1 protein-coding gene (only partly in view) is annotated in these 17359 nt (G+C 64.0%); it reads left to right on the top strand.

Features of this window, described 5'->3' with window-relative positions:
* Position 1: 1 nt before the first annotated feature.
* Positions 2–17359, top strand: partial view of a non-ribosomal peptide synthetase gene (locus HBA99_RS23725; protein WP_070951839.1) — the 5' portion only. The gene runs 7038 nt beyond the window's last position; only the first 17358 of its 24396 coding nucleotides appear in the window; it begins with the start codon at positions 2–4; its stop codon lies off the right edge, out of view.

Below are 17359 nucleotides of genomic sequence, written 5' to 3'. Positions count from 1 at the left end.
AATGGAATGTGATCATGGGGTGCTCCCGCTTACGCGGGGGCAGTTGGACATTTGGCTTGCCGAGGAAACTGGTCACGCTGGTGTCAAATGGCAGCTGGGCATGCTCGGCCGCATCGAAGGCGTCATCGACCATGGCCTGCTGGAGCGGGCCGTGCGCCATGTGGTCTGTGAGGCAGAACCACTCCGCGCCGTATTTTCTGAACGAGATGGCCAGGTTTTCCAGACGGTAGTCGACTATCCGGAGGTCGAGCTCGCTCACCATGACCTAACCGGCTCTTCGGATCCCATGGGTGATGCCTATCGGATAGCTGCGTCGATCCGGCGTAAGCCGATGCCCCTCAACGGCCCGCTGTTCAAGTTTGCACTGATGCAGGCACGGGCTGACGACTTCTACTTCTTCGTGTGCTGCCACCACATCGCGACAGACGGAATCGGCATGGGACTTCTGTGTCACCGCATCGCCACGGTCTACTCTGCGATCGCTACGGATGCACCGATACCTGCGCCCATCTTTGGATCGTTGAAAAGTCTCATCGACTGTGAGTCCGAGTATGAGGCGTCTGACGACTACGTCGCCGACGAGGCCTATTGGGCCAATTGCGGACCGTTGGAGAGTGAACCGCAGCGAGGTCCGACACATGTTGTCGTGACTCCAACCAGAGAGTATGAGCCGTCGGCACCGATTCAGTTGGACCCGCCGGTTGTCGCCAAGACCCGTGAGTTGTCCCATGTGTTGGGGGTGCGCCGTGCCGCCGTGATCACCGCGGCGTGCGCACTGTTGGTGCATGGCGAGGTCGGGGGTTCGGAGATCGTCCTCGACTTCCCGGTGAGTCGACGGGTACGCCCGGAGTCGTTGTTGGTGCCCGGAATGAGTTCTGGTGTTGTGCCCTTGCGTTTGACGACATCGCCGACTACCACGGTGGCCGACTTTTGCCGACACGTCGATGGGCGTATCCAAGAAGCGTTGCGCCATCAGCGCTTCCCGTTGCGGGCTATTGAGAACAAGACAGGTTTCCAGCGCGGCGGCCAGGTGGAGAATCGCGCGGCCATCAACTTCATTCCGACAACACGGTTGGCGGACTTCGCCGGTGCGGCGGGGTCGGGGACCGTAACCCACACGGGGCTCGTAGATCAGTTCGGACTCGTCTTCATCAAGAACGATGAGGAGCTTTTCCTCAGTACATCGGGTGTCGGGACGTTGTTCTCCGACTGTGATGCGCGAGCCCTCGCTGACCGCTTCGAGCGAGTGCTGTTGGCAATGACCGCAGATCCGGGCCGTCCGCTTTCGGCGATTGATGTCCGCGACGAGGCCGAATGCCCCCAGCTGGATGTATGGAGTAATCGCGGGGCGCTGATCTCGCCGATGCGTCAACCGGTTTCGATCCCGGAGGTCTTTGCCGCTCAGGTGGCACGCGATCCGGGCGCGGTAGCGGTGAAATTCGGCGACAGTGCAATGACCTATCGCGGGCTGGATGCTGCCTCGAATCGGTTGGCACACTTGTTGGTTACGCACGGAGTGGGTCCCGGGCAGCGGGTGGCGTTGCTGTTCTCGAGATCTGTCGAGGCGGTCGTGGCGATCATGGGTGTGCTGAAAACCGGTGCGGCTTACGTGCCGATTGATCCGGTGGTGCCCGATACGCGGCTGGAGTTCGTGCTATCCGATGCTGGGACAGCTGTCGTTGTGACTTCCGCGGACCTGGTGAATCGCCTGGATGGGCGCGCGGTGACTGTGATCGATGTTGACGACCGCACGGTGTATGGCCAGCCGAGTGCAGCATTAGAGGTGACACCGGAGCCCGATGACATCGCGTATCTGATCTACACCTCGGGCACTACCGGTGTGCCGAAAGGCGTAGCCATCCCGCATGACAACGTCATACGGTTGTTAGAAGCGATCGATGCCGACTTTGAACTGCCGCCTGGACAGGTATGGGCGCAGAGCCATTCGCTGGCCTTCGACTTCTCGGTGTGGGAGATTTTCGGTGCGCTGCTCCATGGCGGGCAGCTGGTGGTGGTTCCCGAGGCAGTCACACGCTCGCCGGAAGACCTTCACGCCCTGCTGGTTCGCGAGCGCGTCGGTGTGTTGAGTCAGACGCCGTCAGCCTTCTACGCCCTGCAATCTGTCGATACGCTGCTGCCCGAACATCAGCAGCTCGGGCTCGGGGTGGTGGTGTTCGGCGGGGAAGCCTTGATGCCAGAGCGTCTCGGGACCTGGATGGCCGACCATCCGGGGCTGCCGCGATTAGTCAACATGTACGGGATCACCGAGACGACTGTGCATGCCTCGTATCGGGAGATCACCGCTGCCGATGTGGGCACTGCCGCCAGCCCGATCGGTGTCCCGTTGGCCGACTTGGCCTTCTTTGTGCTCGATGAGTGGCTACGCCCGGTGCCGGCCGGTGCGGTGGGAGAGTTGTATGTCGCCGGTGCGGGCGTGGGCTATGGCTATGTCGGTCGAAATCCTTTGACAGCAACTCGATTTGTGGCGTGCCCGTTCGGTGGCCGCGGCGCGCGGATGTATCGCACCGGTGATCTGGTGTGCTGGGGTCTCGATGGGCAGTTGCAGTATCTGGGACGTGCGGACGAGCAGGTCAAGGTCCGGGGTTATCGCATCGAACTCGGTGAAATCCAGTCGACGTTGATGGCATTCGACGATGTCGAGCAGGCGGTCGTGATCGTCCGGGAGGATCGTTCGGGAGACAAGCGCCTGGTCGGCTACATTATCGGGGCTGCCGACACTGGTGCCTTGCGCACCGCGATGGCGGAGCGGTTGCCGTCCTACATGGTGCCGGTGGCGATCGTGGTCTTGGAAAAATTCCCGTTGACGGTCAACGGAAAACTCGACAAGAATGCGCTTCCTGCGCCGGAGTATCGATTCGTCGATCGGTACAGGGCACCCAGCACCACCACCGAGGAGGTCCTGGCCGACATCTACGCCCAGGTCCTTGGCCTGGACCACGTTGGCGTCGACGACTCATTCTTCGAACTCGGCGGGGACAGCATCCTGGCAATGCAGGTGTCCTCGCGAGCGCGCGTCGCGGGGCTCGAGTGCCGTCCGCGCGACGTCTTTGTCCAGCAGACTGTGGCGCGACTGGCCCAGGTAGCCGCCGAGACCAGCGGTATCCAAGAACCGAGCGATGAGGGCCTTGGGCCGGTGCCGGCAACACCAATCATGCTCTGGTTGAAGAGCCTTGAGAATACTGGCGGGCCGGTCAGTGAATTCAACCAGACGGCGCTGATCCAGGCGCCCGCGGGTGTCACAGAGAACGACGCCGTGGTTATGTTGCAGGCCCTGCTCGATCGTCATGCCATGTTGCGGCTGCGTGTGGACGATGACGGCGCAGGCGGATGGTCGTTAGCCGTGCCGGAGGAAGGCGCGGTCGATGCGCGCGCGTGCTTGCGCTCGGTGGATGTGCTGTCCGATGGGGCGCTGACGACAGCGCGGTCGCGATTGAATCCGGCCACCGGAGTGATGCTCAGTGCGCTCTGGGTGACCTCCGCGAGCCAGCTGGTGTTGATCGTCCACCATCTGGCCGTCGACGGAGTCTCGTGGCGAATCATGTTGGAAGATATGAATATCGCGTGGCGCCAACACCGCGGCGGATCGCCGGTCGTGCTGCCATCGACGGGCACATCATTCGCACGGTGGGCCGAGCTGCTGGTCCATGCTGCCCAGAACCCGAGTGCCGTGGAACAAGCACAGGCGTGGCGACAGATGATGTCGGTGCCGGCGACATTGGCGGCACCGTGTGCCGAGACGGATACCTACCAGAATGCTGGACAGCTCTCGGTATCGTTGGACGCCGAGACTACGCGCGCACTGCTCGCCCAGGTGCCGGCGGCCTTCCACACCGGAGTGCACGAGATCCTTTTGATTGCATTCGGATTGGCGGTCGCTGAGTTTGCAGGAAGCGGCAGTCTGTCCGTCGGTATCGACGTGGAGGCGCACGGACGCCACGAGGAATTGGCTGATTTGGGGGGAGCCGCCGGTCGCAGTGTCGATCTTTCGCGCACGGTCGGGTGGTTCACCGCGAAGTATCCGGCCTCGCTGGCATTGGGCGGGTTGCGCTGGGCCCAGGTGGTGGACGGTGACGCCGCGCTGGGGGCGGTGATCAAAGACGCGAAGGAGCAGCTACATAGCCATCCGTCCGGCGTGATCTACGGTCTGCTGCGCTACCTCAACACCGATGTCGACCTCGAAATGCCCGACCCCGTCGTAGCATTCAACTATCTGGGCCGCCTCGGCGGAGCCGCGGGTGACGCGTGGCGAATCTGTTCCGAGGGCCGGTCGGTGACACGCATTGCCGGGATGGTGCCAACTTCACTTGGGCATAGTGTTGAGCTCAATGCCGCTACCGTCGACACGGATACCGGCCCGCGCCTGCACGCCGACTGGACGTGGGCACTCTCGGTGCTTGATCACACACAAGTCGGCAGGCTCAGCCAACTGTGGTTCGACGCGCTGGCCGGCATCTGTACGCATGTGCGCCGGGGCGGAGGCGGACTAACCCCCTCGGATATCGCTCCTGCCGCGCTGAGTCAGCGGCAGATCGACGAGCTGAGCCAGCAGCACCGCATCGCCGACGTATTGCCGCTCACCGCTTTACAACAGGGGCTGCTCTTTCATGCCTGCGCGGCACAGGGGTCCGACGATGTCTACGCGATGCAGCTGAGCATCGTCATGAACGGGGCACTCGATGCGGAGCGTCTCCGCGACGCCGTTCGCACCGTGATCGGACGACATCCGCATCTGGCGGCCAGTTTCTGCCAACAGTTCGAGCACCCAGTGCAGGTGATTCCCCTCGACCCCGAAGTGCCTTGGCGATACCTCGAACTCGTCAACGAACACGGCGCCGACTTTGATGTCGACGGGCAGATTCGGCAGATCTGTGCCGCCGAACGCACCGCAGTCTGTGACCTCACGAACCAGTCGGCTGTCCGGGCCGCGCTCATCCGCATCGCCGATAACCGGCACCGTTTTGTCCTGACCGCCCACCACATCGTGCTCGACGGCTGGTCGATGCCGATCCTCATGCGGGAGATCTTCGCCAGCCTCGCTGGGCAACGGCTGCCCGCGTCCACGCCGTACCGCAGCTTTGTCACCTGGTTGACCGAGCGCAATCGCGTGAGTGCCCAGACGGCGTGGGGTGTGGTGCTGGCCGGTCTTGACACCCCCACACTGGTCTGCCCGAGCAGCCGAGACACATTGAGACGCAGAGGTGTTGAATCCTTCCGGCTGCCGGAAGACACCACGCGAGCGCTCGGTGATCTGGCGCGCTCGCATCACACCACCGCCAACACCGTGCTCCAGGGCGCGTGGGCGTTGCTCCTGAGTTCAATGACCGGCCAGCACGACGTGGCGTTCGGTACCACGGTCTCCGGACGACCGGCCGAGGTCGCGGGTGCGGAATCGATGGTGGGCCTGCTGATCAACACGGTGCCCGTGCGCGCGACCCTTACGCCGACTGCTACCACGTCAGACCTCTTGCACCAACTGCAGAATTCTCATAACGACACCCTTGAGCATCAGCACCTGGCACTGAGCGATATCCATCGCATCACCGGCCAGGACGTGCTGTTCGACACCCTGTTGGTGTTCGAGAACTATCCGATCGACGCCACCGGGTCGCTGAGCGTCGACGGTTTGTCTATTACTGAATTCGACTTCCGCGAATCCAACCATTACCCGCTTGCCGTGCAGGCACTGCCGGGCCGCGAGCTTGGCCTTCGTGTTGAATACGACACCGGCAGTTTCGACCTCGCCGCCGTGGAAGCGTTGGTCGAGCGGCTGAAATTGGTACTAGCGGTGATGATTGCCGAGCCAGGACGGGCGTTGTCATCGATCAGTCTTCTGGACGAGGCCGCGCACGCACGCCTCGACTGCTGGAGCAACCGGGCAGACCTGGTGAAACGTGGAGACCCAAAGCCCATTCCGACGTTGTTCACGGAGCAGGTCACCCGCACCCCCGATGCGGTAGCGGTGACCTTCGACGGCCGGTCGATGACGTATCGAGAACTGGACGAGGCCGCCAACCGGCTTGCGCACGCCCTGGCGGCCCAGGGGGCGCGCCCGGGCGAGATTGTGGCGCTGATGTTCTCCCGCTCTGCGGAGGCCATCGTGGCGATTTTGGCAGTGTTGAAAACTGGCGCGGCGTATGTTCCGATCGATCCGGCATTACCGGTGTCCCGCATTGAGTTCATGGTGGCCGATGCCACACCGATCCTGGGGGTTACCGCCGCGAGGCAGCGGCACCGGCTGGACAGGCTTGGACTTACCGTAGTCGAGATCGGTGATGTGGTGGACACCGATGACGGGCCCAGTGCCGAGCTGGCGGGCCCTGCCGCCGAAGACATCGCCTACCTCATCTACACCTCGGGAACCACCGGTGTCCCCAAAGGTGTTGCCATACCGCATCGCAACGTACCCGGACTGTTCGGATCGCTGGGTGTCAACGTCCGGTCAGAGCCGGGACAGGTATGGGCTCAGTGGCATTCCTACAGCTTCGATGTCTCGGTGTGGGAGATCTTCGGTGCACTGCTGCATGGATCGCGGCTGCTGGTGGTGCCCGAACCGGTCGCCGCATCGCCCGAAGACCTGCACGACTTGCTTGTCGCCGAAGAGGTCACGGTGTTGAGCCAGACCCCGTCGGCGGCGGGCATGATCTCTCCACAGGACCTGGACTCGACAGCGCTGGTGGTGGCGGGAGAGGCTTGTCCGCCGGAGCTGGTGGAACGCTGGGCTCCTGGGCGCGTGATGATCAACGCCTACGGCCCGACCGAGGCCACGGTGTACGCGTCGCTGAGCGAACCGCTCACCACGGGGCCTGCGGTGCCGATCGGCGCCCCGGCATCGGGTGCGGCGCTGTTCGTGCTGGATGGGTGGTTGCATCCGGTGGCGCCGGGGGCGGTCGGTGAGTTGTATGTCGCGGGCCGCGGTGTGGGCCTGGGCTACTGGCGCCGTTCAGGTTTGACGTCTTCTCGATTTGTTGCCTGCCCGTTCGGGGAGCCCGGTGCGCGCATGTATCGGACCGGAGATCTGGTGCGGTGGAATGCGGATGGGCAGCTGCACTACCTGGGGCGCGCTGACGAGCAGGTCAAGATTCGCGGATATCGCATCGAACTCGGTGAAGTCCAGGCGGCACTGGCGGTACTCGACGGAGTGTCTCAGGCCGCGGTCATCGCTCGGGAGGATGAACCCGGACAGAAGCGTCTGGTCGGGTACATCACCGGTACCGCCGACCCACGCCAGATACGGGCATTGCTGGCCGAGCGGCTGCCGAGCTACATGGTGCCGACCGCTGTAGTGGCGATAGATGCGGTGCCGCTGACAGTCAACGGCAAGCTTGATCGCCGTGCGCTGCCGGTACCGGAATACCTCGATAGCGATCACTATCGGGCACCCGCGAGCCCGGTCGAGGAGATCCTGACCGACGCCTTCGCTCGTGCCCTGGGACTCGAGCGCGTTGGCGTTGACGACTCATTCTTTGACCTCGGCGGCGATTCGCTGTCCGCGATGCGTCTGATTAGCGCGATCAACAAGTCGCTGAACGCCGGTATCGCCGTGCGCGACTTGTTCGATGCGCCGACGGCTGCGCAGTTGTCCGGTCGCATTGGTGGGGAAGAGGCGCGGCTGGAGCCGTTGGTGGCAGTCGAGCGGCCCGCTACGGTTCCGTTGTCCTTCGCCCAATCGCGGCTGTGGTTCCTGGATCAGTTGCAGGGACCGTCCCCGGTCTACAACATGACGGCTGCGTTCCGGCTGGACGGAGCACTCGATGTCGTCGCGTTGGGTGCGGCGCTGGCCGATGTGGTGGGGCGTCACGAGAGCTTGCGCACCGTGTTCGCCGCGCCCGGTGGGATCCCTCGCCAAGTGGTGAGGGATTCGGGCAGTGCTGATTTCGGCTGGCAGATCGTCGACGCGACAGACTGGACCGTCGCTCAGCTTCAGCAGGCCATGGACGCGGCGTCGCGCCATGCTTTTGATCTCGCCACCGAGATTCCCTTGCGGGCCACGCTTTTCCGCATTGCCGAGGAAAGGCATGTACTCGCTGCGGTGGTGCACCACATCGCTGCCGATGGCTGGTCGATCACCCCGCTAGTCGCCGACCTGGGGGCGGCCTATACCGCGCGGTGCCTGGGACGGGCTCCGGATTGGACTGATCTGTCGGTGCAGTATGCCGATTACACCCTGTGGCAGCGTAGGCAATTCGGGGATCTTGAGGACGGCGACAGCCGCATCGCGGGGCAGCTCGCCTACTGGCAAGGGGCGTTGACCGGGATGCCCGAACGCATCGCCCTGCCCACAGACCGGCCGTACCCACTGGTGGCCGAGCACCACGGGGCGACCATCGCAGTCGACTGGCCCGTGGAGTTGCAGCAGCAGGTTGCGCGGGTGGCCCGTGAACACAACGCGACCAGCTTCATGGTCGTGCAGGCGGCGCTGCTGGCGCTATTGTCCAACCTTAGCTCCAGTTCCGATGTGGCGGTGGGCTTCCCGATCGCCGGACGCCGCGATCCAGCGCTCGATGAACTGGTCGGGTTCTTCGTCAACACGTTGGTGCTGCGGGTTGACCTGACCGGCGACCCCACCGTTTCCGAGGTTCTGGCGCAGGTGCGCGCGCGCAGCCTAGCCGCCTACGAACACCAGGACGTACCGTTCGAGGTACTCGTCGAGCGACTGAACCCTACCCGGTCCCTGTCTCATCACCCGCTGATTCAGGTGGCGTTGGCCTGGCAGAACGTCGCCGGGCAAGACATCAATGATTCAGCGGCCGGCGCGGTGCTGGGCGATCTGCGTGTCACCTCAATACCGGTGGAAACACACACAGCCCGAATGGATGTGAACTTCTCACTCGCCGAACGCCGAACGAAGTCCGGCGAACCAGCGGGAATCGGTGGGACGGTCGAGTTCCGCACCGATGTGTTTGACGCCGAATCGATCACGGTGCTGGTAGCGCGGCTTCAGCGCGTGCTGACGGCTATGACGGCAGACCCGAAGATGCGGTTGTCGTCGGTGAACGTACTTGATGAGGCTGAGCACGATCGTCTTGCCGCATTGGGCAACCACGCGTCGCTGCTGAGGAACGCGGCGCGGCCGATGTCGATTCCCGAGCTTTTCCACGAGCACGTGACGCGCACTCCCGAAGCGATCGCGGTGACTCACGGCGTGAGTTCCTTGACCTACCGCGAACTCGATGATTCCGCGAATCGATTGGCCCACTTGCTGATCAAACAGGGCGTGGGCTCGGGGCAGTGCGTCGCGCTGCTGTTGAATCGGTCGGCGGAGGCCATTGTGGCGATCTTGGCCGTTCTCAAGACCGGAGCCGCGTATCTGCCGGTCGATCCCTCCGTGCCCGATGCACGGTTGGAGTTCGTGTTGGCCGACGCCGGGCCGGCGGTGGCGGTGACCACCGCCGATCTGGCTGATCGGCTGGATCGGAATGGACTGACGATCATCGATATCGACAGTCTCGATGCCGATTCCGTTGCGGCCGAGCTCTGCGGGGCGCTGCCCATGCCGGCCGCGGACGACATCGCGTATCTGATCTACACCTCGGGCACGACGGGCGTGCCCAAGGGGGTCGCGCTCAACCATCACAACGTGACGCAGCTGCTCGAGACGCTCGACGTCGGGCTGCGGCACTCCGGAGTGTGGTCTCAGGCGCATTCTCTGGCGTTCGACGTTTCGGTGTGGGAGATCTTCGGTGCGCTGCTGCGAGGCGGACAGGTTGTGGTGGTCCCGGAGGAGGTGACGAACTCACCGGAGGACTTCCATGAATTGCTGGTTCGTCAGAACGTCGGCGTGATCACTCAAACACCTTCGGCGGTAAGAGTGTTGCCACGCGAAGGTCTGGAATCAGCGGCGCTGGTGGTCGTTGGTGAAGCCTGCCCGCCGGAAGTGGTCGATCAGTGGGCACCCGGGAGGGTGATGATCAATGCCTACGGTCCCACCGAGACCACGATGTGTGTGGCGATCAGCGCACCGTTACAAGCCGGGCAGGGTGTGCCGATCGGTTCGCCCGTGCCCGGAGCCGCGCTCTTTGTGCTCGACGAATGGCTGCGTCCGGTCCCGGCCGGTGTGATCGGTGAACTGTATGTGGCCGGTGCGGGATTGGGCTACGGCTATGTGAGCCGGACCGGCTTGAGCGCGTCCCGCTTTGTGGCCTGTCCATTTGTCGGCGCGGGGACGCGGGCGCAGCGGATGTATCGCACCGGGGATTTGGTGTGCTGGGGATCGGACGGGCAGTTGCACTATCGCGGGCGGGCCGATGAGCAGGTCAAGATCCGTGGTCATCGCATCGAACTTGGCGAGGTACAGGCCGTTTTGGCGGCCCTCGGCGATGTCGGGCAGGCCGTGGTGATCGCACGCGAGGATCGGCCGGGGGACAAGCGTTTGGTGGGTTACATCACCGGCACTGCCGATCCTGGCGAGCTGCGTCAGGTGATGGCCGCCCGTCTGCCGGTCTACATGGTGCCCGCGGCGATCGTGGTCTTGGACACGATGCCGTTGACGGTCAACGGAAAGCTCGACTCGCGTGCTCTTCCGGCTCCCGATTACCTTGACCACGAACGGTATCGCGCCCCGGAGGACGCCGTCGAAGAGGTTCTCGCGGATATCTACGCTCAGGTGCTGGGCCTGGAGCGGGTCGGTGTCGACGATTCGTTCTTCGATCTGGGCGGCGACAGCATTCTGTCTATGCAGGTGGTCTCACGGGCCCGGATGGCAGGCTTGGTGTGCCGGCCGCGTGATGTCTTCGTTGAGCAGAGTGTTGCCCGGTTGGCGCGTGTTGTCGACGTGGCTACAGACACCTGCGGACCGATCGATGAAGGAGTTGGGCCGGTTCCAGCCACCCCAATCTTGCGGTGGCTGAATGATATTGACGGCCCAATCGGCGAGTTCAATCAGGCGGTACTGCTGCAGGCTCCCGCCGATGTCACCGAGACCGACGTCGTGACGGTGCTGCAGGCCTTGCTGGATCGTCATGCGGCACTGCGTATCCGCGTCGAAGACGACGGCATGTGCGGATGGTCTTTGACGGTGACCGAGCCAGGCGCGGTTCTGGCGCGAGAGTGCCTGCATGTGGCGGATGCGTTATCCGATGAGGCGTTGGTTGCGGCGCGGTCGCGGCTGAACCCGGCGGCAGGGGTCATGGTGAACGCGCTGTGGGTGGCCTCGAAGACACAATTGGTTCTGATCGTGCATCACGTCGCCGTCGATGGGGTGTCGTGGCGAATTCTTTTGGAAGATATCAATATTGCGTGGGCGCAGCACCGCGGTGGGCAGCCCGTGGCGCTGCCCCGCACGGGGACGTCGTTCCGGCGGTGGGCCGAGCTGTTGAATGTGCATGCGCGCAGTCCCGAGGTCGAGCAGCAAGCGCAGACATGGCGACGGGTGGCGCAGACGCCTGCGGTGTTACCGGTGGCACGCCCCCGGATCGACACCTACGAGAATGCCGGACAACTGTCGGTGTCGCTGGATAGCACAAGCACCAGAGCGCTTCTTGGCGAGGTTTCTTCCGCGTTTCATGCGGGGCCACAAGACATCCTGCTGATCGCACTTGGTCTGGCGGTGGCGGAATTCTCGGGTACCGGGGCCGCGCCGGTCGGCATCGACGTCGAGGGACATGGACGCCATGAGGATCTTGCCGCCGGCGTTGATCTGTCGCGCACGGTGGGGTGGTTCACAGCCAAGTATCCAGTGGCGTTGGCGTTGGGTGATCTGTCCTGGTCGCAGGTGGTGTCCGGTGATGTGTCGTTGGGTGCGGTGATCAAGGACGCCAAGGAGCAGATTCGGTCACTGCCGGATGCACTGAGCTACGGCCTGCTGCGTTACCTGAACCCAGACATCGACCTGGAGACCGCCGACCCGGCGATCGCGTTCAACTATTTGGGCCGGCTCGGCGGTACGGGCACCGAATCATCCGATGGTATGTGGCGGATCGCCGCCCAGAGCATGTCGTCGACCGGCGCCGCCGCGGCGATTCCGATGCCGTTGACCCATACCGTGGCACTCGATGCCGGCGTCCTTGACACCGGTACCGGGCCACGGCTGCAAGCCAACTGGACGTGGGCATCGTCAGTGCTCGACCATGCTCAGGCCACCCGTTTGAGCCAACTGTGGTTCGACGCTCTGGTCGGCATCTGCGCGCACGTGCGACGCGGTGGGGGTGGACTGACCCCGTCGGATATCGCGCCGGCTCTACTGAGCCAGCGGCAGCTTGATGTGCTAGAGCAGCAGTACCGCATAGCAGATGTGCTGCCATTGAGTGCATTACAGCAGGGCCTGATCTTTCACAGCGGTACGGGTGGTGGGCCCGAGGATCTGTACGTGGTGCAGTTGGACATCGCGATCAATGGCCAACTCGACCGGCATCGTCTACATGATGCGGTGCAGACAGTGGTGGCCCGCCACCCACACCTGGCAGCCAGGTTCTGCGGGCAGTTCGACCAGCCGGTGCAGATCATCCCCGTGGATCCCACCGCGGGCTGGCGATATGTCGATCTTGGTATCGACACCGAGATCGAATTCCTCGGTGCCGAAACCGAAGGGCAAGTCCAGCGGGTGTGTTCCGCTGAACGCGCCGCCGTGTGTGATTTGGCCGATCCGCCGGCCTTCCGGGTGGCCTTGATCCGCACCGCACAGGATCGGCACCGATTTGTACTCACTAATCACCACATCGTCCTCGATGGCTGGTCGTTGCCGATCTTGTTGCAGGAGATCTTCGCCAGTTATCGCGGGCACCGGTTGCCCACCGCCGCGCCGTACCGGAGCTTCATCAGCTGGCTGGCCGATCGGGATCAGGCCGCTGCGCACGCCGCGTGGGGTGAGGTGCTGTCGGGTTTCCACACACCAACCCTTGTCGCCCCGTCGCAGAAGTCCGTTCCGGGGCACCGGGGGATGCGTATGTATCGAGTGCCCGCGTATACGACCCGGGCAGTTGGAGAGTTGGCGCGATCGCAGCACACCACCGTCAACACTGTGTTGCAGGGCGCCTGGGCGCTACTGCTCACCGCGTTGACCGGCCAGCATGACGTTGCCTTCGGCACCGTGGTGTCCGGACGGCCGATCGAAGTAGCGGGCGCAGAGTCGATGGTGGGCCTGCTGATCAACACGGTACCGGTGCGTGCGGACATCGCCGCGCGGACGACCACGGTTGATCTGCTCGATCAGTTGACCCGTTCCCACGCCAAGACGCTTGAGCATCAACATCTCTCACTCAGTGAGATTCACCGAGTCGTTGGCCATGATCGACTCTTTGACACCCTGTTCGTGTTTGAGAATTACCCGGTCGACGGCGGCGCACTGTCAGGTGCTGACGGGATCAGCATCGCCGAGATCACCACCCACGAATCGACCGATTATCCGCTGACGATGCAAGCGATACCCGGTGAGGAACTGCGTCTGCGTATCGAATACGACACCGCAGTTTTCGAACCGGCTGAGATCGAAGCCCTCGCCCGCCGGATGGAGGCGGTGCTGGTAGCGATGACGGCCGAGCCAGGTCGGTCGTTGTCCGCGTTGCAGATGTTGGACAGAACCGAGCACACCCGTCTGCAGCGGTGGGGCAACCGGACCGTGCTGACCGATCTCCCCGAGTCGGGGACAGTGCCGGAGCTGTTTGCCGCTCAGGCGGGGCGTGTTCCGGAGGCGGTGGCGCTGGTATGCGGCGACCGGACCTTGACGTATAGGGAGCTGGAGGAGTCGGCGAACCGGTTGGCGCACCTGCTTATTGGTGGAGGGGTCGGCCCTGGCCAGCGGGTGGCATTGATGTTCTCGCGTTCCGCCGAGGCGGTCGTGGCGATCTTGGCAGTACTCAAGACCGGCGCGGCCTATCTGCCGATCGATCCGGCACTGCCACAGGCTCGTGTGGAGTTCATGCTGTCTGACGCTGGGCCCATCGTCGCCGTCACCGCGACGGCGTTCCTCGATCGCTTCAGTGGGCACGGCCTTGCAGTCTTCGATGTCGATGACCCGGCGGTCGCCGCCCAGCCGAGTACCCCTCTGCCGGGTCCGGCCCCGGATGACATGGCTCACATCATTTACACCTCGGGCACTACCGGACTGCCCAAAGGCGTTGCGGTTAGCCAGCGGAACGTGACTCAGCTATTCCACTCGCTGCGGATCGGGGTGCCGCTCGGGCCGGAACAGGTGTGGACGCAGTTCCACTCTTACGCGTTCGACTTCTCGGTGTGGGAGATCTGGGGAGCCCTGCTGCACGGGGGACGGCTGGTGGTGGTGCCCGAAACGGTCGCCCGCTCGCCGCAGGAGTTCCATGAGCTGCTGGTGCGCGAACAGGTGACGGTGCTGACGCAAACTCCGTCGGCGGTGTCGATGCTGCCCGTGGATGGTCTGGAGGCGGCGTCATTGGTGATCGGCGCAGAGCCTTGCCCACCTGCATTGGTGGATCGCTGGGCGCCGGGGCGGGTCATGGTCAACGTCTATGGCCCCACGGAGACCACGATGTGGTTGTGCGCCAGCGCACCCCTCTCCGCAGGAGAGGCGGCACCGCCGATCGGTTCGCCGACGGCGTGGGCGGCGTTCTTCGTGTTGGACGAATGGCTGCGACCGGTGTCTGCGGGTGTGGTCGGTGAGTTGTACCTGGCCGGTGCGGGGGTCGGCATAGGGTATTGGCGACGCTCGAGCCTCACCGCGTCGAGGTTCATGGCCTGCCCGTTCGGTGAGCCCGGAACACGCATGTACCGCACCGGCGACCTGGTGCGTTGGCGCGCCGACGGGCAGCTGGACTACCTGGGCCGCGCCGATGAGCAGGTCAAGATTCGCGGGTACCGTATCGAACTCGGTGAAATCCAGTCGGCACTGGCCGCGCTGGCGGGCGTGGAGCAGGCGGCGGTAATCGCCCGCGAGGACCGCCCCGGAGACAAGCGCCTGGTCGGTTACATCACCGGGAGCGCCGATGCGGTCACCGCACGCAACGCGTTGGCCGATCGGCTGCCGGGTTACATGGTGCCCGCCGCGGTGGTGTCCCTGGCGACATTGCCGATGACGGTCAACGGCAAGCTTGATACGCGGGCATTACCGGCACCGGATTACCAGGATGCCGAGCAATATCGGGCTCCAGCAGGGGCGGTCGAAGAGATTCTCGCCGGAATCTTCGCCCGCGTCCTCGATGTGGAACGTGTGGGAGTCGACGACTCCTTTTTTGACCTCGGCGGCGATTCGGTCTCCACCATGCGTCTGGTTGCGGCGATCAATGCCAACCTGGATACCGATCTTTCCGCGCGCGCGGTCTTCGAAGCGCCCACCGTTGCCCAGTTGGCCCCACGTATCGGTGCGGGCACGGGTCGGCTGGAGCCGTTGGTGAGGCAAGATCGTCCTTCGGTCATTCCACTCTCGTTCGCCCAAAATCGATTGTGGTTTGTCGATCAACTACAAGGCCCCTCACCGGTTTACAACATGCCGGTGGGTCTGCGGCTACATGGGTGCCTGGATACCAGTGCACTGGGTGCGGCGCTGGCAGACCTGATCGGCCGACATGAAAGCCTCCGCACACGCTTCGAGGCGCCCGATGGAGTTCCTCGGCAGGTGGTGATGCCCGCGGACGAGGCAGAGTTCGGCTGGGATGTCGTTGATGCCACGACGTGGTCGCCGAGCCGACTGGACGAGGCCGTGGCATCCGCGGCTTGTCACAGTTTTGACCTCGCCGTCGAAATTCCTTTGCGGGCTACGCTTTTCCGCGTTACCGCGGACGAGCACGTGTTGGTGGCCGTGGTACATCACATTGCTGCTGACGGATGGTCCCTCACCCCGCTGGTGCGTGATCTGAGCGTGGCGTACGCGAGCCGATGCGGCGGCGCAGTTCCCGATTGGGAGCCGATGGCGGTGCAGTATGCGGATTACACGCTGTGGCAGCGTGCGCAGCTGGGCGATTTCGACGACAGCGACAGTGCCATCGCCGCGCAGTTGTCCTATTGGGAAGACGCCCTGGCGGGTCTCCCTGATCGAGTGGCGCTGCCCACCGATCGGCCCTATCCGCCGGTAGCCGATCAGCGCGGCGCCACCGTGCTGGTCCAGTGGCCGGCCGAATTACAGCAGCAAGTGCGCGCGGCGGCGAGTGAGCACGGAGCGACCAGCTTCATGGTGATGCAGGCCGCGCTGGCCGTGCTGCTTTCCCGGATCAGCGGAACTTCCGATGTGGCCGTGGGCTTCCCGATTGCCGGACGCCGCGACCCGGCACTGGACGAGCTGGTGGGATTCTTTGTCAACAACCTGGTGCTGCGCGTCGATGTGGCCGGTGACCCCACCGTGGCAGAGTTGTTGGCGCAGGTGCGGCAGAGCAGCCTGGCAGCGTATGAGCATCAGGACGTTCCCTTCGAGGTTCTGGTGGAGCGGCTCAATCCCGTCCGGAACCTGACCCACCACCCGCTCGTGCAGGTCGCGTTGGCCTGGCAGAACCTACCGTGGCAAGACACCGGCCCTGCTGGCGGACTGCGTCTTGGTGATCTACAGGTCTCCCCGCTGACCGTGGACACCCAGACCGCCCGGATGGACCTGACGTTCTCGTTGGGAGAGCGCTGGACCCAGGCCGGTGAACCCGCAGGTATCGGCGGTGCGGTCGAATTCCGCACCGACGTGTTCGACACGTCCAGCATCGAAACACTGGTCGAACGGTGGCGGCGAGTCGTCGCGGCGATGACAGCCGATCCCGCCCAGCGACTTTCGGCCATTGATCTGCTGGACGAGCCAGAACACGCCCGTATCGACGACTGGGGCAACCGGGCGGTTTTGGCGGCCCCGGCACCGCTCCCGATGTCAATTCCGGCGTTGTTCACCGAACAGGCCATGCGCACGCCGGAGTCTGTCGCGATCAGTTTCGACGGACGCGGCATGACCTACGGGGAACTCGACGATGCCGCAAATCGGTTGGCGCACCGCCTCACCACACATGGTGTGCGACCGGGCGGATGTGTAGCGCTGCTGGCGGAGCGCTCCCCGGAAGCGATCGTTGCCATGCTGGCTGTGCTCAAGACCGGGGCCGCGTACCTGCCGATCGACGCGGCGCTGCCCGACGCGCGGATCGAGTTCATGCTCGTCGATGCTGCACCGGTCGCCGCACTGACAACAGCGGGGCTGGCCGATCGGATGGCCGGTTATGACCTAGTGGTTATGGACATCTGCGATAGCGCTGATTGCGTCGCCCCTGCCGCGGAGTCGATACGACAGGCACCCAGCCCGGACGATATCGCCTACATCATCTACACCTCGGGCACCACCGGCGTGCCGAAAGGCGTTGCGATCACGCACCACAACGTGACCCAGTTGTTAGGGACACAAGAAACCTTCCTGGCGGGCGGGGTCTGGACGCAGTGGCACTCATATGCCTTCGACGCATCGGTCGAAGAG

This window comes from Mycobacteroides chelonae, assembly GCF_016767715.1.
Taxonomy (GTDB): domain Bacteria; phylum Actinomycetota; class Actinomycetes; order Mycobacteriales; family Mycobacteriaceae; genus Mycobacterium; species Mycobacterium gwanakae.
This window is presented reverse-complemented; position numbering and strand designations above follow the sequence as displayed.